Annotated in this window: 17 protein-coding genes and 1 pseudogene; 5 read left to right on the forward strand and 13 right to left on the reverse strand. The window is 61.4% G+C overall.

Annotated elements, in window-relative coordinates; genetic code table 11:
• Positions 1–106: 106 nt before the first annotated feature.
• Positions 107–208, forward strand: a complete 102-nt coding sequence (locus B3F77_RS20895) for a DUF427 domain-containing protein (protein WP_414702963.1) — start codon at positions 107–109, stop codon at positions 206–208.
• On the forward strand, positions 205–828 hold the full coding sequence (locus tag B3F77_RS05150; protein WP_293603926.1) for a class I SAM-dependent methyltransferase: 624 nt from the start codon (positions 205–207) through the stop codon (positions 826–828). Before B3F77_RS20895 ends, B3F77_RS05150 begins: the two co-directional genes overlap by 4 nt.
• A gap of 27 nt (positions 829–855) precedes the next feature.
• Here B3F77_RS05150 and B3F77_RS05155 read toward each other — a convergent pair whose 3' ends face one another.
• From B3F77_RS05155 to B3F77_RS05200, 10 genes are all read right to left on the reverse strand, one after another.
• Positions 856–1,791 carry a DHH family phosphoesterase gene (locus B3F77_RS05155; RefSeq protein WP_293603927.1) on the reverse strand — a complete coding sequence of 312 codons (936 nt, stop codon included), beginning with the start codon at positions 1,789–1,791 and terminating at the stop codon, positions 856–858.
• 380 nt (positions 1,792–2,171) lie between these two features.
• Complete coding sequence (gene tnpA / locus B3F77_RS05160; RefSeq protein WP_293603939.1) at positions 2,172–2,603, reverse strand: IS200/IS605 family transposase; 432 nt, start codon at positions 2,601–2,603, stop codon at positions 2,172–2,174.
• A gap of 221 nt (positions 2,604–2,824) precedes the next feature.
• Complete coding sequence (locus B3F77_RS05165; protein WP_293603928.1) at positions 2,825–3,529, reverse strand: ABC transporter ATP-binding protein; 705 nt, start codon at positions 3,527–3,529, stop codon at positions 2,825–2,827.
• Positions 3,522–4,379 (reverse strand): ABC transporter ATP-binding protein, encoded by an 858-nt coding sequence (locus tag B3F77_RS05170; RefSeq protein ID WP_293603929.1) that lies wholly within the window; start codon positions 4,377–4,379, stop codon positions 3,522–3,524. The genes B3F77_RS05165 and B3F77_RS05170 overlap by 8 nt, the downstream gene beginning before the upstream one ends.
• On the reverse strand, positions 4,376–5,350 hold the full coding sequence (locus tag B3F77_RS05175) for a branched-chain amino acid ABC transporter permease (protein ID WP_293603930.1): 975 nt from the start codon (positions 5,348–5,350) through the stop codon (positions 4,376–4,378). Before B3F77_RS05175 ends, B3F77_RS05170 begins: the two co-directional genes overlap by 4 nt.
• A 1-nt stretch (position 5,351) precedes the next feature.
• Complete coding sequence (locus tag B3F77_RS05180; RefSeq protein ID WP_293603931.1) at positions 5,352–6,224, reverse strand: branched-chain amino acid ABC transporter permease; 873 nt, start codon at positions 6,222–6,224, stop codon at positions 5,352–5,354.
• A 102-nt stretch (positions 6,225–6,326) separates the two neighbouring features.
• Entirely contained in the window at positions 6,327–7,499 is a 1,173-nt protein-coding gene (locus tag B3F77_RS05185; RefSeq protein WP_293603932.1) for an ABC transporter substrate-binding protein, read from the reverse strand.
• 158 nt (positions 7,500–7,657) lie between these two features.
• The gene (locus tag B3F77_RS05190; RefSeq protein WP_293603933.1) at positions 7,658–8,635 is read right to left on the reverse strand and encodes a PDR/VanB family oxidoreductase; all 978 of its coding nucleotides are present in this window, start codon (positions 8,633–8,635) and stop codon (positions 7,658–7,660) included.
• Between the two features lie 17 nt (positions 8,636–8,652).
• Positions 8,653–9,441, reverse strand: coding sequence for a GntR family transcriptional regulator (locus tag B3F77_RS05195; RefSeq protein ID WP_293603934.1), 789 nt, complete (start codon positions 9,439–9,441; stop codon positions 8,653–8,655).
• Between the two features lie 16 nt (positions 9,442–9,457).
• Positions 9,458–10,552, reverse strand: a complete 1,095-nt coding sequence (locus B3F77_RS05200) for an aromatic ring-hydroxylating dioxygenase subunit alpha (protein WP_293603935.1) — start codon at positions 10,550–10,552, stop codon at positions 9,458–9,460.
• Between the two features lie 159 nt (positions 10,553–10,711).
• On the opposite strand from B3F77_RS05200, the gene B3F77_RS05205 reads away from it, so the two are divergent.
• On the forward strand, positions 10,712–11,827 hold the full coding sequence (locus B3F77_RS05205) for a 5-methyltetrahydropteroyltriglutamate--homocysteine S-methyltransferase (RefSeq protein WP_293603936.1): 1,116 nt from the start codon (positions 10,712–10,714) through the stop codon (positions 11,825–11,827).
• Positions 11,828–12,073: 246 nt separating this feature from the next.
• Here the strand turns inward: B3F77_RS05205 and B3F77_RS05210 are convergent, their stop codons facing one another.
• Together B3F77_RS05210 and B3F77_RS05215 are read right to left on the reverse strand one after the other, a co-directional pair.
• Positions 12,074–13,807: a thiamine pyrophosphate-binding protein gene (locus B3F77_RS05210; RefSeq protein ID WP_293603937.1), complete on the reverse strand. Its 1,734-nt coding sequence runs from the start codon at positions 13,805–13,807 to the stop codon at positions 12,074–12,076.
• A gap of 30 nt (positions 13,808–13,837) precedes the next feature.
• Entirely contained in the window at positions 13,838–15,448 is a 1,611-nt protein-coding gene (locus B3F77_RS05215) for an FAD-binding dehydrogenase (protein WP_293603938.1), read from the reverse strand.
• Positions 15,449–15,462: 14 nt separating this feature from the next.
• Here B3F77_RS05215 and B3F77_RS05220 point away from each other — a divergent pair.
• Positions 15,463–15,701, forward strand: a pseudogene (locus tag B3F77_RS05220) (integrase core domain-containing protein); the annotation flags it as partial.
• Positions 15,702–15,735: 34 nt separating this feature from the next.
• On the opposite strand, the gene B3F77_RS05225 reads toward B3F77_RS05220, so the two are convergent.
• Positions 15,736–16,758 (reverse strand): LysR family transcriptional regulator, encoded by a 1,023-nt coding sequence (locus B3F77_RS05225; protein WP_349678382.1) that lies wholly within the window; start codon positions 16,756–16,758, stop codon positions 15,736–15,738.
• A 103-nt stretch (positions 16,759–16,861) separates the two neighbouring features.
• Between B3F77_RS05225 and B3F77_RS20900 the strand changes: the two genes are divergently transcribed.
• Positions 16,862–17,102: recombinase family protein (locus tag B3F77_RS20900; protein ID WP_414702962.1), on the forward strand; the 241-nt coding region annotated here is incomplete at its 3' end.

The following is a 17,102-nucleotide window of genomic DNA, read 5'->3' on the forward strand; positions in this document are numbered from 1 at the left end:
CATTGCCGCGCAAAAAGGCCTGCGCAACCCGGTGATCGACGAAGTCGTCGCCCTGGTTGACGCCCAGCTGGAACTCAACCGCAAGAGCAAGTAATACAACACCGTCATTGCCGAGAGTGACAACACCATGTGGTACTATCCCGCCCCCAAGCCAGAGGGCGAAATGGTGCGCGGCCGCGTGGCGTTCTGGACCGGTGAGCTGGAATGAACCCCTCCTGGTACGAGCAGCACATCCTGCCCCACGCGCTGGACTTTGCCTGTGGCCTGCCCATGGTGAGCCGGCAGCGCCAGCTGGTGGTGCCGCTGGCGCAGGGCCGTGTGCTGGAGGTCGGCATTGGCACGGGGCTGAACATGCCCTGGTACGACAAGACCCGCGTGACGCACATCACGGGGCTGGACCCGGCGTTGCAACTGCACGCACTGGCGCGCGAGCGCATCGCGCAGGCCGGGCTGGAGGTGGAACTGCTGGAGCTGTCGGCCGAACAGATTCTGCTGCCCGACGCAAGCTTTGACACGGTGCTGATCACCTACACGCTGTGCACCATCCCCGATCCGCTGGCGGCGCTCAGGGAAATGCGCCGTGTCCTCGCGCCCGGCGGGCGGCTGCTGTTTTGCGAGCATGGCCGCGCGCCGGATGAATCGGTGCGGCGCTGGCAGGACCGGCTGCAGCCGCTGTGGGGCAAGGTAGCCGGTGGCTGCCACCTGGGGCGCGACATTCCGGCGCTGCTACAGGAGGCGGGTTTTCGACTGTCCGACCTGCACACGCGCTACCTGCCGGGCCCCCGGCCTTTCACCTTTCACTACTGGGGTGAGGCGCTGCCGGTTTGAGTCGCAGGCCGGCTTGCAGATGTCGGCTTAGGTCTGCGCTAGCTTGGCGGCCGCGTCAAACGCACCGCTGAGCAACTCGGGCAAACGCTCTGTGCCCATCTTGAAGCCGCAGGCCTGCGCGTGGCCGCCGCCGCCCATGCTCTCGGCCAGGGCAATGCAGTCAAAGCCGCGCTGCGAGCGCAGCCCGACCCTGATGACGCCGCCCTTGGCGGCGCTCCACATCAATGCAAACGTGCCGCTCTGCTGGGAGAGCATATTGCCCACCAGGCTGTGAAACACGCCGGGTGCATTGACCATCAGCCCGCGCTGGCCGTTGAAGGTGACGGGCTGCGCGCCCTCGGCAATGTCGGCCGCAAGCTTGCTGAACTTCTCGTCCATGGCCTGGCCGCGCGCCATGAAAGCCGTCACTTGTTCGGGGCTGAATTTTGCAATTTCGGCCCAGCGTGCAAAGTCAAAAGCCTCCATGTCCAGCGCTGCAAGAAAACCTGCGCTCTCGGGGTATTGCCACACCCAGATGTCGCGGTCTTCCACAAAGCGAACCAGGTCTGGCACCGGCGTGGCAGGCTGAAAAAACTCCCAGGCGAGCCTGGCGCCCGACTTGTGCATGTCAAAGTGCACCACACCGCAGCGGCAGGCAAAGCCGGTGAGCTTTTCCGCCGCGCTCTTGTGGTGGTCCAGCATCACGAGCTTGGCGGCACGCTCTTCGATGCCGCGCAGAAGTTCGGGCGAGAACGAAAAGTCGAGGATGTACACGGCGCGGCCGCTGAGCGCAGGCAGGTCCTCCACCGAGCTGATGTCGCCGTGGTCCAGCCCCAAAAATTCCGCACGGCCCTCGTAGTAAAGCCAGGCCACCAGGGCCGCCGCAAAGCCGTCAGGGCAACTGCGGCCGTGGTAGATGACCAGCGGCTGGGGGTCGTTCTTGTCGGGGGCAATCGGAAGTTGCAGGGGGAGAATGGTTTTCATGGATCTGTGAATTGTCGCTCCGTGGCGACGGAGACCGGCGTGGCGCTGTTTGCTGGCGGCTGGTCGTATGCGCTGTCGCGCGCCGAGCTGAGCGCTGACCCAGCTTCACGCCAGCGCGCAAGGCTGCAGGATCTTTGCCGAGCGTCTGGCGCAGTGGCTGCTTGAAATGAAGGTTGTGGGCTGAGCCTGCCGCCTTGACCGGCCGACCTGAATGCTACACTTTTAATAGCTGTAAGCACCCGTATTTATTGGGATGTAGCCATATTTAGTAACCATCCCCCGGCAAAGCCGGGGGCTTTCAAAATTGTGAGCCGCTCAAAGCGGCTAAACGGGGTCGCTAACGCGGCCCCAACACTTTGCGCCACCGAAACGGTGGCAACTTATCTCCACAACCCAAGCTGTTCCAAGCGCTCGTCCTCCCGCTCTTGATGCCGGATGTAATTGCGGATCACCTCCTCATCTCGACCTACCGTCGACACAAAGTACCCACGCGCCCAGAAGCTTTGCCCTGTAAAGTTCCTCTTGCGCTCTCCATACACTCTGGCCAAGTGAATCGCGCTTTTCCCCTTGATGTAGCCCACTACATTCGATACCGCATATTTCGGCGGTATCGAGATCATCATGTGCACATGATCGGCCATCAAGTGCCCCTCTTCGATCCGGCTATCCTTATGCTGCGCCAGTCCACGAAACACCTCACCGAGATGCACCCGCAATTGGCCGTACAGCACTTTTCTTCGATTCTTCGGTATAAACACGACGTGGTACTTGCAGTCCCATTTCGTGTGGTTTAGGCTTTCTATCTTGTCCATCCAGTTTTTTTCCTTTCGTTTGCTTGGCGGCTCACGATTGGAAGTTTCTGCGATGGACATCCATACCTACGCAAATGTCAAACGCCTACTGTCACCCCGGCAAAGCCGGGGGATTACCCATTGGATTTAGTAGACAGGGCGGACTTCGACCTTCATCAGTCGCCGGGAAAGGCTCAGGGCGGATGGTAGAGCGGTTGTCGCGTTCGAAGCTCTCAAAAACGTTAGCGCGCCACACCCAGAAGCTGCTCCAGCAGCTGCGGCTGATCACGCAGTTGCTGCGCCGTGCCGGCATGCACCACCGTGCCGCGGTCGAGCACGACCGCGCTGTCGGAGATCGCCAGAATCGCCTGCGGATGCTGCTCGACGATGATGGCGGACAGGCCTTCGTCGCGCGTGATGCGGCGTATCGCCCGCAGCAGCTCCTCCACAATGATGGGCGCCAGGCCTTCCAGCGGTTCGTCGAGCAACAGTAGCTTGGGATTGAGCACCAGCGCGCGGCCCACTGCCAGCATCTGCTGCTCGCCGCCCGAAAGCTGCGTGCCGAGGTTGGTCTTGCGTTCGGCCAGGCGCGGGAACATCTCGTACACGCCGTCCGGGTTCCATTTTCCGGGACGCGCCACTGCCGTCAGGTTCTCGTGCACCGTGAGCGATTTGAAGATGTTGCGCTCCTGCGGCACCCAGCCTATGCCGGCAGCGGCGCGCTCGTGCGAAGCCAGTTTGTGCAGGGCCACGCCGCCCAGCGAGATTGAGCCGGCATGCTGGCGCGTGGCACCGGCCAGCGTGTTGATCAGCGTGGTCTTGCCCGTGCCGTTGCGGCCCAGCAGCGCCAGTGTGCAGCCTTGGTCCAGCGACAGCGCGACACCTTGCAGCACGACGGCTTCGCCATAGCCGGCGCTGAGCCCGTCCACTCTCAGTAGTTCAGCCATGGTTTTGGACCCCCACGCTGGCCACTTCGTGTGCTGCGCTACCCCCCGAGGGGTGCTTCGCGCCGTGGTACGGCCCGGAGTCGCTCAACTCCTCGCCGTGGCCCAGGTACACCGCCTTGACCTGCGGGTCGCTGGCAATCTGCGCCGGGTCGCCCTCGGTCAGCACGGTGCCGTTAACCAGCACCGTGATGCGAGTGGCAAAGCTGAAGACCAGGTCCATATCGTGTTCGATCAGCAGCACCGACACGTCGGCCGGCAAGGCAGCGACGGTCTGCAGCAACTCCTCGCGCTGGCCGGCAGGTACACCGGCCACCGGTTCATCAAGCAGCAGCACACGCGGCTGGCAGGCCAGCGCAATCGCAATTTCCAGCAAGCGGCGCTTGCCGTAGGCCAGCATATGGGTCGGCTGGTTCATCACTTCTGTCAGGTGAAACTGTTCCAGCAGCTGCTCGCATCGCTCGGCCACTTGTTTGCCATGGCCAAGGGGTTGCCACCATTTGCTGCCGAGGCCGTTTTGTTGCGATACGGTGAGCGCCAGTGTTTGCAGCGGTGTCAGCGAATCGAACAGCTGGTTGATCTGGAAGGTGCGCACCATGCCGCGCTTGACGCGCTGGTGCGGTGCCAGACGGGTGATGTCATGTCCTTCGAGCGTGATCCGCCCTTCGGTCGGCTGCAGTACACCGGTCAGCAGGTTGATCAGCGTGGTCTTGCCGGCGCCGTTGGGGCCGATCAGCGCATGGCGCGCGCCGCGTTGAAGGTTCAGCGTCACGTTGTTGGTGGCCGTGATGCCGCCAAAACGCATCACCAGACCCTGCGCGGACAGAACGGTTTCGTTGTGGTTCGTGCTCATGCCTTGCGTCCGCCAAAAATCCGGGGAAACCAGGTCCACGGACGGATCAGCCGCTCACGGCCTACCAGCACCAGTACCACCAGGAACAGGCCAATCCAGAATGTCCAGTACTGCGGCGTGATGGCCGACAGCGCGTCCTGCATGAGCTTGAACACGATGGCGCCCGCCACACCGCCATAGAGCCAGCCGGTGCCGCCGATAACAAGAATCAGCAGCACATCGGCCGAGCGGTGAAACTCGAACAGGTCAAGCGAGGCAAACCCCGAGGTTTGCGTCATCAAGGCCCCGGCTGCCCCGGCCACGCCGGCAGCCAAGGTATAGGCGACGGCCAGCCGCGATGTCACCGGAATGCCGATGGCCATGGCGCGCAGCCGGTTGTCGCGGATCGCCGTCAGCGTTGCGCCAAACGGCGAATGCACCACCCGGCGCATCAGCACAAATAACGCCAGCAATACCGTCACTGAATAAAAGGCGGCCGTGCGGCCGGCCAGGTCGAACTCGAAATGCCCCAGCAACGGGCCCATGACAACGCCCTGCAACCCGTCAGAGCCCCCGGTCAGCTCGCTAAACTTGTTCGCCAGCTCAAGCAGGATCAGGCCAACGCCCAGCGTCACCATGAGCCGCGTGAGGTCGCTGCCGCGCATGATCGTGAACGAGCACACGGCACCCAGCAGCGTGGCCACCGCAATGCCCACGACCAGCCCGACCAGCGGATCGGGCATGACCAGCTTGGCGAACAGGGCCGCGGCATAACCGCCGATGCCGAAGAAGGCCGCATGGCCGAGCGAGACGATGCCGGTGTAGCCGAGGATCAGGTCCAGCGAAATGGCAAACAGCGCGACGATGGCAATCTCGTTGATGATCAGCGCATGGCTTGGCAGCAACATCGGCACGGCAAAAGCCAGCAGCCACAGTGCCGGCTCCCAGAGCTTCCAGCGGCTTCTGTTGAGCAGGGATTGTTGGGCGTTCATGTCACTTCCTTCCCTTGCGCACAAACAGGCCCTGTGGGCGCCAGATCAGGATCACGATCATCAGGGTGTAGATAAAAAATCCCCCCAGCTTGGGGATGTAGTACTTGCCCGCCACATCGGCAATTCCGAGCAGCAGCGCGGCCAGCAGCGGGCCGGTGATGGACGAGGTGCCGCCCACGGCAACCACAATCAGGAAATAAATCATGAATTTCAGCGGGAAGCCGGGATCGAGGCCCAGCACCTCGGCGCCGAGTGCGCCGCCAAGGCCGGCGAGTCCCGAACCCACGGCAAAGGTCGAGAGAAACACCACATTGACATTGATGCCCAGGCCCGCCGCTACGCGCTGGTCATCGACCGAGGCGCGCAGCCGGCTGCCGAAACGCGTGCGCGTCAGCACATACTGCAGCCCCACGACCAGGGCTGCGCACACGGCGATGATGAACAGCCGGTAGTGCCCCATGCCCAGCCTCCAGGCGCCGCTGCCGAGTTCGGTGCGGCCCTTGAGCCATTCGGGCAACTGGATGATCTGCTGGGTCGAGCCGACAAAATAGTCCACACTGGCCACGGCCATGAAGACCAGACCGATGGAAAACAGCACCTGGTCCAGGTGCGGCTTGTGGTACAGCGGGCGGTACAGCGTGCGTTCCAGCACGCCGCCGAGCAGCGCCGAGCCGAGGAACGCCAGCGGCAGGCACAGCAGGAAGGGCACATCGAAGTGCTGCATCAGCAGCACCGTGATGTAGCCGCCTGCCATGGCAAAGGCGCCATGCGCCAGATTGATGAAGTTCATCAGACCCATGGTTACCGCGAGGCCTACCGCGAGGATGAACAACAGCATGCCGTAAGCAATACCGTCAAAAAGAATGGTCAGCATGTGTGTGTCTGGTCAGCGCAAAGACGGCAAGGGGTTCCAGTTACCTGGAGCCCCTTGCCGGTGATTTGACAATCTTCGGGTCGTTGGAGCGTAGCTGCGAGCTTACTTCGCTTTGCCCGGGTCCTTGACGTCCTTGATCACGTCAAATTCCACGTTGTAGAGCTGGCCGTTTTTCTTCTCAACCTTGCGAAGGTACACGTCCTGCACAATATCGCGCGTCTGCGCGTCGATGAAGATCTTGCCGCGCGGGCTTTCGAAGATCTGGCCCTTCATGGCCGCCAGCAAGGCGTCGCCGCCGCCCTGGCCCTTGGTGGTCTTCAACGCTTCGTAAATCACGCGCATGCCGTCGTATCCGCCAACCGCCATGAAGTTCGGGCGCATGCCCTTGTTGGCGCTGGAGAAGGCTGCGACGAATTTCTTGTTCAGTGCCGACGGGTGGTCCGCCGAATAGTGGTGTGAAGTGACCACGCCGAGCGCGCCGTCACCCATGTCGTTGAGCTGGTCGTCGTCTGTCACGTCGCCGGTGGCAATCAGCTTGATGCCGGCCTTGTCCAGGCCGCGCTCCAGAAACTGCTTCATCACCGCAGCGCCAGCGCCTGACGGCACAAACACAAACAGCGCGTCGGGCTTGGCATCGCGCACTTTTTGCAGGAAGGGGGCAAAGTCGGGGTTGCGCAGCGGCACCCGCAGCGCTTCGGTCACCTGGCCACCGTTGAAGGTCAGGCGCTCCTTGAAATACTTTTCGGCGTCAATGCCCGGGCCGTAATCCGACACCAGCGTGACCACTTTCTTGATGCCGTTCTTCGGCGCCCAGTCGGCCAGTGCGACCGACACCTGGGGCAGCGTGAAGCTGGTGCGCACGATGTAAGGCGAGGCCTGGGTGATGCTGGAGGTCGCCGCAGCCATCACCACCATCGGTGTCTTGGACTGGGTCGCAATGGGTGCCGTGGCCAGGGCTGAAGGCGTGATGCCAAAGCCGGCCAGCACGTTGACCTTGTCATTGACCACCAGCTCCTGCGCCAGGCGGCGCGTGGCATCCGGCAGGGAGGTGTCATCCTTGACGATCAGCTCGATTTTCTTGCCCGCCACGGTAGCGCCGTTTTGCGCCATGTACAGCCGGGCTGCCGCTTCGATCTGGCGGCCGGTCGTGGCCTGCTGCCCCGTCATCGGCAGAATCAGGCCGATCTTGAATACGTTGTCCTGGGCCAGCGCCGGTGTGGCTGCGGCAAAAGTGGCGGCTGCAAGGGCGGCTGCGGTGAAGAGGCGTCTTTTCATGGTTGTCTCCAGAAAGTTGGTGGTTACGGAATGCCGACGAGAGTATAGTAAATGTTCGCTTATAGGACAAGTGTTCGAACTACGAACTTTTTACTTGCCAAATTACGGCTGGGCGGCAAAATCCGGATGTGAAAATTTTTGCCGCCGGACCGTGATTTTCAGGCGTCTGGTCGGTACGAAGAATCCAGCGTGATTGAACCGAGCACCCGCGAGACACAGGCGCAGATGCGTTTGTTCTCGCGCTTTTCGTGCCCGCTGAGAAACACGTCGCGGTGATCGATCTCCCCGTCCAGCGCCAGCACGTCGAGTGCGCATAGGCCGCACTCGCCGCGGTTGCAGTCGAAGACGGTCTGCACGCCAGCCTGCTCAAGCGCGTCAAGCAGGCTGCAGTCGGCCGGCACGGTGATGTCCAGCGCATGGCGCGGAACCTGCAACCGGAAGGCCTGCGGCGCAAAACGGCCACTGCTGCCAAAGGTTTCGTAGCGCAGATCAGCCTGCGGCCGCGCGGAGGCTTCCCAGGCGCGGCGCACGGCATCGAGCATGGGCACCGGACCACAGACATACATTTGCGCCCCCGTGGGCAGCGCGGCGATTTCCGCGGCGAAATCAATCGGCGTGGCGACCGCGGTGTGCAGCGCCTCGCCCAGGCTGCTGCGCAATTGCGGCAGGAAAGCCAGTTCGGTCTCGCTTCGCGCGCCATAGAGCATGCGCACGGATTGGCCCGTGCTTGCGCTGCGGCTGGCCAGGGCCTGCGCCATCAGCACCAGCGGCGTGATGCCAATGCCGCCGGCGACCAGCAGGTACGCCGGTGCGTTGAAGTCCAGCGCAAAATGGTTTTGCGGCTCGCTCACCTGAAGCCGGTCGCCCACGGCCAGCTGCCACATCGCGAGTGAGCCGCCACGGCCTTCATCGAGCCGCTTCACGGCAATGCGCAAGGTTTGCCCATCAGGTTCGCCGACGAGTGAATAGGAGCGCGTCTGCGGCTTGCCATTCACCAGCACCTGTACTTGCAAGTGGCTGCCGGGCGCATGGCGCTGTAGGCCCCCGGTGGGGCGGATGCAGAACTCGCGCACCGTGGGCGTGAGGTCCTGCAGGGATTCAATGACCGCATCGGTCCAGGTCTGGGTGCTTCTCATGGGATGGGTAAATGCTTTCAGCTTCGTTTGCGGATCAGTCGCACGCCGGGCAGCTGATCCAGGTTGTGACTGGCCATGGCTCCGCGCAGGTTGCGCTGGGCCATGCGCGAGTGCTCACGCATGATGGCCTCGGCGCGTGAGCCCTCGCGCTGTTCGATGGCCTCCAGCACCTGGCGATGCTGGTCCTGCGCCACGATCAGCATGTCGCGTGCGCCCGGCGAATTGGCCTGCACCACGACAAAGCCCGAGGCCGAGGCGAACGGCAGGCTGGACACGCGATCAAGCTCCTTGGCAATCACGTCACTGCCCGCCATCTCGCTGAGCAGGGTGTGAAAGCTTTCGTTGAGCGTCACATAGCGGGAAAAGGCCTCGTCGTCGAGCGCCGGCTGGCTCAGCACCCCGTCAATCCTGTCCAGACATTCGCGGGCTTCGGTCAGTACCACGGCAGGGGCGCCACGCTCGGCCGCCAGCCGCGCCGACAGGCCTTCAATGGTGCCGCGCAACTCGATTGCCTCAGACACGTCGCGCTCGGAAAAGGTGCGGACGGCAAAGCCGCCGTTGGGCAATGACTCCAGCAGGCCCTCCTGCTCCAGCCGCATCAGCGCGGCGCGAATCGGGGTACGCGAAACGCCGAGTTTTTCCACGATGGACAACTCGGCGATGCGAGCACCGCCAGGCAGTTCGCCGGCCAGAATCATTTCGCGCAGCTGTAATTGGGCCCGGACCTGCGCGCTTTCTGCGGTGTTTTGGCCGTAAGCCCTTGCACCTTCTGCGTGGATAGCTATTGAATCAGTAGCAATTGCCATGAATGCCGGCCTCAGGTCAGGCTGCGCGATGAATTGGAATCACCGGCGTTGGCGATTTTTCTTGCGCCACCAGCTTGTCAATCAGGCGCCTGGCCCACATCGAGCCAGCGTCGATGTTGAGGTTGTTGAAGGGGTGGTCCGGATGCTGGTCCATCGCGATCTGCTGGGCCTCCAGCACATGTTCGTCCTCGCGGAAGATGGTGGCCACGCCTTCGCGCAACTGGTGCGTCAGGCGCTGCTCATCCAGGCAGTAGTTGCGCGCAAAAGCCCAGAAGTAGTGGCAACTGCCGTCGGTCTCAGGCGTCACGGTGTTCAGCACGAAGCCGTTGACGCCCTTGCCGCGGTCGCCCGGTTGGCCGTCTTTGGGTGACGCGCCAGAGCCCGCCTCGGCCACGCCGACGTCGATGTTCACCGTGCACGGTGCCTCGAACCTGATGATCTGCCAGCGGTCGACCTTGCCTTTGTAGCCGCGAGCATGGTCGATTTGCCCCGCCCAGAATGGCGGCGCATCAATGTTTTCCATCCAGCGTGTGACGGTGGCGGTGCGGTCGCCGTGCGTCGCCACGAAGGGCGCCTCGGCCACGGCGCGCTGGCCGATGCTGGAGCCGTGCACAAAGGTCTCGTGCGTGAGGTCCATCAGGTTGTCCACCACCAAGCGGTAATCGCATTTCACCGTAATGAGCTTGCCGTCGCCGGCCCAGGCCGGGTCGTCGTTCCAGTGCATGTCGGGCACCAGCGCCGGGTCGGCCTTGGCCGGGTCGCCGGGCCAAATCCAGACGAAGCGGTGCTTCTCGACCACTGGAAAACTGCGCACGCAGGCCGAGGGGTTCAGCGTCTCCTGGCTCGGCATATGCGTGCAGCGGCCCTGCGCGTTGTAAACCAGGCCGTGATAGCCGCAGGTGAGCTCGTCACCCTCAAGCGAGCCCATCGACAGGGGCAGCAGCCGGTGCCAGCAGGCGTCTTCCAGCGCCGCAACCGTGCCATCGGTCTTGCGGAACATCACGACTTTCTGCTTGCAGATGGTGCGGGGCATCAGCTTGCGGCCGACCTCCACATCATAGGCAGCGGCATACCAGGCGTTCAGCGGAAATGAGGACTTTTCTGTATTCATGAATACGCAGTGTATACATTGACGGTTGATTTTCAACAAAAATAGGCCTAAAAACCCAATTAATAAGGGTTTTCACTGACTTAATGTATTCATTAGAGCAGTTTAAAAGTGGAATAACATCGCCTCATTGGACTCAATCAACCCTCTGGAGACTTCCCCATGACCGCCAAACTTCCCGCCCATTACGACCATGTCGGCAGCTTTTTGCGTCCCAAGTACCTGCTTGAAGCGCGTGAGCAAAAGGCCAAAGGCCAGATCACGCCCGAGCAGTTGCGCAAGGTCGAAGACCAGGCCATCACCGAGATCGTGAAATTCCAGGAAGACGTGGGCATGAAAAGCATCACCGACGGCGAGTTCCGCCGCACCTACTTTCACATCGACTTTCTGGAGCAGATTGGCGGCGTGAAGACCGACATCCCGGTCACGATTCAAAAGCCCGACGGGACGCTGGAACTGGCGCCACCCGTGATGCGTGTGACGGGCAAAGTGCGTCACGTCAAGGACATCCAGCTCGCCGACTTCCAGTACCTCAAGAGCCAGGTCAGCCAAGGCAATACGCCCAAGGTCACCATCCCCTCGCCCACCATGCTGCACTTCCGCGGCGGCCGCGCCGGCATCAGCAAAGAGGCCTACCCCGAACTCGACCCCGCGTTTTACGACGATGTGGCCAAGGTCTATGGTGACGAACTGCGCAGCCTCGCCGCAGCAGGCTGCACCTATGTGCAGATGGACGACACCAACCTGGCCTACCTGTGCGACGAAAAAATGCGCGAAGGCGCACGCCAGCGCGGTGACGACCCCAATGAACTTCCGCACCGCTACGCCAAATTCATCAACAAGGTGGTCGCGCAAAAACCTGTCGGCATGCTGCTGGCCATGCACCTGTGTCGCGGCAACTTCAAGAGCACGCACGCCGCCGCCGGCAACTACGAGCCCGTGGCCGAAGCCCTGCTCAAGGAAATGGACCTTGACGCTTACTTCCTTGAATACGACGACAGCCGCAGCGGCGACTTCAGGCCGCTGCGTTACCTGCCCAAGGGCAAGACCGTGGTGCTGGGCCTGGTGACCACCAAGTTCGGCGAGATGGAAAGCAAGGACGACCTGAAACGCCGCATCGACGAAGCCGCGCGCTATGCGCCGCTGGAACAGCTGGCGCTGTCACCGCAGTGCGGTTTCAGCAGCACCGTGCACGGCAATGACATTGCGGTCGAAGCACAGCGCGCCAAACTGCGGCTGGTGGTGGAGACGGCACAGGAGGTCTGGGGCACGGCCTGAACGCATCATCCCCACGCCATGATCGTTGCGCCTGGGCAGTCCGTTGGCTAAGGACTTCCGGGCGGTGCAAATTGACAAAGGTGCGGCGATGATTTCGTCAGAACGATCCGGGCATGGGGTGGGTTCGACCCAGGGGCGCGATGTAATGATGAAACAAAATGATAGATAACAAAGGACGACGGCCTGGCGAGCAAAACCATGTGGATGGTGGGCACTGGCGGCACTACCCAGCAACCCGACAGACTGCTAGCCCGTTACACGCCTGGTAAACGCCCGCGTGAGCGTGCGCACTTTTTGATTCAATGGAAAACGCTGGAAATTCGTCTTCACCGCGCCTTCGGTGAACGCCGTCCGCTTTGAATAGTCGATCTTCACATCCACAATCACCGGACGTCCCGAGCACGAAATCTCAATCGCCTGACGGATCGCACCATCAATGGAATCATTGTCCGGCATGCGTACGAAGGCAGCGCCGGTGGCCAGGGCGACGCCTTCCAGATTGACCGGTCCCAGCTTGGTACAGGGCTTGCGGTTGTAGGGAATTTCCTGGGCTTGCGCGATCTGCGAGAGTTCGCCGTCGTGGAACACGTAGTAGATGACACCCAAGTGGTTCGACGTGGCCGTCAGTATCTCCATGCACGTCATCAGAAAAGCGCCGTCTCCGACGATGGTTTGCACCAGCCGCCCGGGATGGGATAGCTTGGCCCCGATAGCCGCTGGCACGGCGTAGCCCATGCAGTTGAAATCGGTCGGCAGGATCACGCTCCTGGGCGCATGAATCGGCATCAACTCGGCGGTCAGGAAGGTGTGATTACCATCGTCGACAACGATGATTCCGTCGTCAGGCGTTTGCAGGCGCAACTGGTCAAAAAACCGGGCCGGATTGACACGATCGGGCACGTCACTCTTGTACCAGCTCTGACGATACGCCTCCTTGTCGCTTCGAATTTGCGCGCGCAATGCCGACTGCACTGCGCGCCGCGGCCCCGACGCTTGCAGTGCCTTGAGCAACTGGTTCGACACCAATGCGGCATCGCCGGGAATGCCCACTTTGGCCGGGTAGTTGGCGCCTATGGTTTCGGGATTGATGTCGATATGAATCAAATTTTCCGGCACATCGACGCCGTAGCTGCCGGTGGCAATTTCAGAAAACCGCGTGCCGACGGCCAGCAAGCAGTCGCAATCCTTGAAGGCATTGCGCGCAGCCGGTACCGCTGACGCGCCAAAACCGAAGCCGACATGCAAGGGGTGATTGCCTGGAAATGCCGACAGCCCCTGGAGCGTGGTGGCAACCGGCGCTTCCAGCCATTCAGCCACAGCTTTGAACTGATCGAATGCATTGCGCGTTCCCCAGCCGACAAACAGGCATGGGTGTTTGGCATGGCGCAGCAACTCGGCCGCACGGAGAATTTCCTGCTCAAAGCCGAAGGGTTCAGGCAGCGGTGCCGCATAGCGGGGCAGATCGCTCACCTCGCCGGTGTACAGCAGAATATTCACCGGCAATTCGATGAATACCGGCCCCGGCTCTCCGCCTGTTGCAATGGCATAGGCTTCGAACAGGGTCGGCACCACCTGCTCGTGGCTGGTGACCTTGAAAGTTGCCTTGGTCAGCCCACTCATGAACTTGTGCATGTCCATCTGGTGCAACTGAAAACGGTAATCCGAATCGCTGCGCGGGCCGCCGCAAATGACCAGCATCGGCACACCATCCAGAAAGGCTTCGCCAATACCGCTGCTGGCATGGGTCAACCCGGCCGCCGGCACCACCGTCAAGACCCCGATCGAGTCGGACAGCCGACTCACTGCATCGGCCATGAAAGCGCCACCGCCTTCATGCGTGACAAGCACCGGGGTGATTTTTTGGGAGTTGTTTAACTCATCGTACAGCTCGGTGGTATGCACGCCCGGAATGCCGAACGTGAAGCGCGCGCCGATCTGCTCCAGCGCGTAAGTCGCGAGCCATGCACCTGTTTTTTTCATTGTGTCGTCTCCTGTTGAATGGCCGGTGAATCAAACAAAGTCAGCAATCGCCTTGGCCGCTATACGCCCCGACAGGATGCATCCGCCAAGAAACGTACCCTCCAGCGCGCGCAATCCATGGACGCCGCCGCCGCCAAAGCCAGCCGCTTCACCCACCGCGTAAAGGCCCGGAATCGGTTGGCCCGACAGGCTCAGCACGCGGCTGTGCAAATCGGTTTGAATGCCGCCCAGGCTTTTGCGGCTCGTGATGAATTCGCGAATGGCCATCAGCGGCAACGCTTTCTGGTCCTGAATGCGCTGGAATTTGCACAGCCTGAGCTTGTCGCCACGGTATTGCCGCAGCTCGGCAATGCGGCGCAACTGCTCATCGTTCATCAGACCGCGGCCACGGGCAATCGTGGCGTCGTAGTGCTCCACCGCATCGGCGACCGATTGCAGTTGCACGGAGGCGTCACCTTGCAGCGCGTTCATTTTTTCAACCAGCTCCGGCAGAGTTCGGGCCACCACAAAATCCGGGCAGTTTTGGGTCATGTCGTTGACCAGCCAGCGGTTGCCAAACACGATGTCGCGCAGAAAGGCGAATACCTTCTTGTCGCGGATGGAGGGATTGAATTCGGCGCCCGATACCGCCAGCTCCTTCACCGCAATGCGCTGGTTGAGTACCTGCCAGGAGTAGGCCCGCTCCTGCGCGCAAATATCGGTCACCAGACGCCGGGTATCGAATCCCGACACCAGCGGCTGCGGGCCCATGCGTTCGCCGCGCCAGTTCAGCCACAAAGCGGAGCGCGGCGGCACCAGCGACAGACCATGCTGCGGCTTGCGCGGCCGCGGGTGATGCACGCCAGCGGCATAGTTCCACATCTTGTCCAGATGCGTCAGGTTGCCCCCGGCATCGGCCACGGCCTGGTGCATCGTACCGTCGGCAAAGCGGTGCGAGCCATTGAGCAACTCGGCCGGGGGCTTGTGCCAATCGGCATGCCAATGGCGCCGCACCATGTCCAGACTGCCGTTGATGCCGCCGGTCGCCACCACCACCTGCTCCGCGTTGGCCTCGAAGGGAACGCCGCTTTTCTCTTCGATGCCTTGCGCGCCGCAGACTTGGCCATTTTTCACAAGCAAACGCTCAACCCGGTGCCCAAATCGCAAGCTGAGTTTGCCTGCGTTCGCATGGTCGCGCAGCGCTGCAATCAGCCGCTCCGTCAACGCCTTGCCGGTGCCCCAGACCATGTGAAACCGCGGCAAGGAATTTCCGGGCCGAAATTCCCCGCGCTCCACCCAGTTGATGACCGGCATGAAACGCACGCCGTACTGGCGCACCCACTGGTACACATCCGGCGTGCAGCGGTGCACATAAGCCTCGGCCCAGGCTTTGGGCCAATCGTCGTTCGGCCCGAACTCGGCAAAGCTGCACCAGTCGCGCAGCGCCAGTTCCGTCGAATCGCGCATGCCCTGGCGGCGCTGCTCTGGTGAGTCGACAAAAAACATGCCGCCAAAGCTTTCGCGTGCCAAGCCACCGAAAACGTCGCCCTCATCCCGATCGAGCAGTACCACCGATTTGCCGCTGTCGAGCAGATCCAGTGCCGTGGCGATTCCCGCAATGCCACCCCCCACTATGAGCACTTCGCCGCGGTACTGTTGCATGGCTTGTCTCGCTTTCGGGGAGTCGGCGCGGCAACTGTTGGGACAATACCTGCAGCGAGACGCTGTTCGATTCACTGAAGGTGGAGCGCTATACGAGCAGCGATTTGTGAGCAGGCGCCACGCCAAGGACGAAACTATCGCGTAGCTGCTTTAGTATAACCGTTGGCGACTGCACTCGACGCTGGCCTATGTCAGCCCGATGCGGTTCGAGCAAAACTGGCACACGGCTCAGGCTATGCAAGCCAGTTCATGATCTCAGTTATGGGATACGGAATCCAGGGGCAAGGTCACTTGGCAGATAAATCACTGCAAGAAGTCGCGTGCCGTATCCAATCGGAATCGCAAGCAAATTCAAGGGCGGCATTCAAGGTGTGTGAGGGTCTACCGCTATTCATCACCATGAACCCGATAGAGGTTTCGGCCACAGGGCTAACCAGCGGCGATGCTTTCAACTCACCGAAGCGGCGAATCACACCGACCAGAGCGCCGGGGAGAATGCTGCACACCACTCCATCCATAACGCTGAGGGCCAGTGCCAGAACCGAGTCCGTCTCCATAACTGGTATGACTTGCTCCCCCGCTTCGGCAAAAGCGGTATTCACAATCGTTCGGTTGTACATCTCCGGAGTCAGCAGGCACAAGGGAAGCCGAGCAGCATCTTTCCATGTCACCGCACTACCGATCTGCAGCGCTGCGAGCGATGGCCCGGCTGGACGACTCAGCAAAAAGTAACGCTCGGTGTATTGATCAATGATCTTGAACTGCACGCCTCGGCGACCTGGTCGTTCCACGTAGCCCAAGCACATGTCGATTGACAGGTTTTTGAGACCCGTTTCGACATCAGGTGAACTCATCGAACGAAGGATGGGCACGATACCCGAATGACGCGCTTGCAGCATCGCCGAGAAACGAGCCGCAATTGGCATGACCGAGGGTACGGCACCGATCCGCAGTTGCCCTTTGGGGTTGCCCGCGACACTTTCGAGACCCTGCATGAGCAACTGATGCTCATGCAGGATGCGCTGGGCTCCAAGAAATATCTGTTCGCCTTCTGGTGTGAATCCTTCGAATACCCCCCGTCGCTTGACAATGGTGGTGCCAAATTCCTCTTCGAGCGCACGCAGTGCATTGGACAGACCCGACTGCGAAATGCCGCAAGCCTGTGCTGCACGCCAGAAATGCTTGTGCTCATGCAGCGCAACTACATAGCGTAGCGAGTTGAATAGGTTCATGGATTTTTCACCCAGCGGATGCTTTTTGATCGGGCAGCCGGCAACACCTCGATCGTCTTGAGGAAGCGTACGTGGCAAAGCTTTTCTTTTTGAGCATGCGCTTGACTGTACGCGATATCGCACGGGGCAAATGTAAGCAAACAGCCATGCCACCTTGACGGAGCACCCGACAAATGTGTATGTGGACTACAGCCTCAAGCCTGAGGTTGCCAGCGATGGGGGAGCAATTCGTCGATACGGCTGTTCATGTGGGAGGGCACGTGCTGCCCTGTATGCCCGTATCTCGACAGACCGGCAATCTACCGAGAATCAATTGCGTGAATTGCGCCAAGCAGCAGAACGCCTCGGTTGGGAAGTGGTGGGAGAGTTCGTGGACAAAGGCATCTCAGGCGCCAAGGGCCCCCCGTGCCAATATGACCTGA

The sequence above is a fragment of the Polaromonas sp. UBA4122 genome (assembly GCA_002381615.1).
Classification (GTDB): Bacteria; Pseudomonadota; Gammaproteobacteria; order Burkholderiales; family Burkholderiaceae_C; genus Polaromonas.

Bases quoted from the DNA above. Each gene is read 5' to 3' on its own strand.
- B3F77_RS05150 (WP_293603926.1), top strand. From the start codon at position 205: ATGAACCCCTCCTGGTACGAGCAGCACATCCTGCCCCACGCGCTGGAC.
- B3F77_RS05155 (WP_293603927.1), bottom strand. From the start codon at position 1,791: ATGAAAACCATTCTCCCCCTGCAACTTCCGATTGCCCCCGACAAGAAC.
- tnpA (WP_293603939.1), bottom strand. From the start codon at position 2,603: ATGGACAAGATAGAAAGCCTAAACCACACGAAATGGGACTGCAAGTAC.
- B3F77_RS05165 (WP_293603928.1), bottom strand. From the start codon at position 3,529: ATGGCTGAACTACTGAGAGTGGACGGGCTCAGCGCCGGCTATGGCGAA.
- B3F77_RS05170 (WP_293603929.1), bottom strand. From the start codon at position 4,379: ATGAGCACGAACCACAACGAAACCGTTCTGTCCGCGCAGGGTCTGGTG.
- B3F77_RS05175 (WP_293603930.1), bottom strand. From the start codon at position 5,350: ATGAACGCCCAACAATCCCTGCTCAACAGAAGCCGCTGGAAGCTCTGG.
- B3F77_RS05180 (WP_293603931.1), bottom strand. From the start codon at position 6,224: ATGCTGACCATTCTTTTTGACGGTATTGCTTACGGCATGCTGTTGTTC.
- B3F77_RS05185 (WP_293603932.1), bottom strand. From the start codon at position 7,499: ATGAAAAGACGCCTCTTCACCGCAGCCGCCCTTGCAGCCGCCACTTTT.
- B3F77_RS05190 (WP_293603933.1), bottom strand. From the start codon at position 8,635: ATGAGAAGCACCCAGACCTGGACCGATGCGGTCATTGAATCCCTGCAG.
- B3F77_RS05195 (WP_293603934.1), bottom strand. From the start codon at position 9,441: ATGGCAATTGCTACTGATTCAATAGCTATCCACGCAGAAGGTGCAAGG.
- B3F77_RS05200 (WP_293603935.1), bottom strand. From the start codon at position 10,552: ATGAATACAGAAAAGTCCTCATTTCCGCTGAACGCCTGGTATGCCGCT.
- B3F77_RS05205 (WP_293603936.1), top strand. From the start codon at position 10,712: ATGACCGCCAAACTTCCCGCCCATTACGACCATGTCGGCAGCTTTTTG.
- B3F77_RS05210 (WP_293603937.1), bottom strand. From the start codon at position 13,807: ATGAAAAAAACAGGTGCATGGCTCGCGACTTACGCGCTGGAGCAGATC.
- B3F77_RS05215 (WP_293603938.1), bottom strand. From the start codon at position 15,448: ATGCAACAGTACCGCGGCGAAGTGCTCATAGTGGGGGGTGGCATTGCG.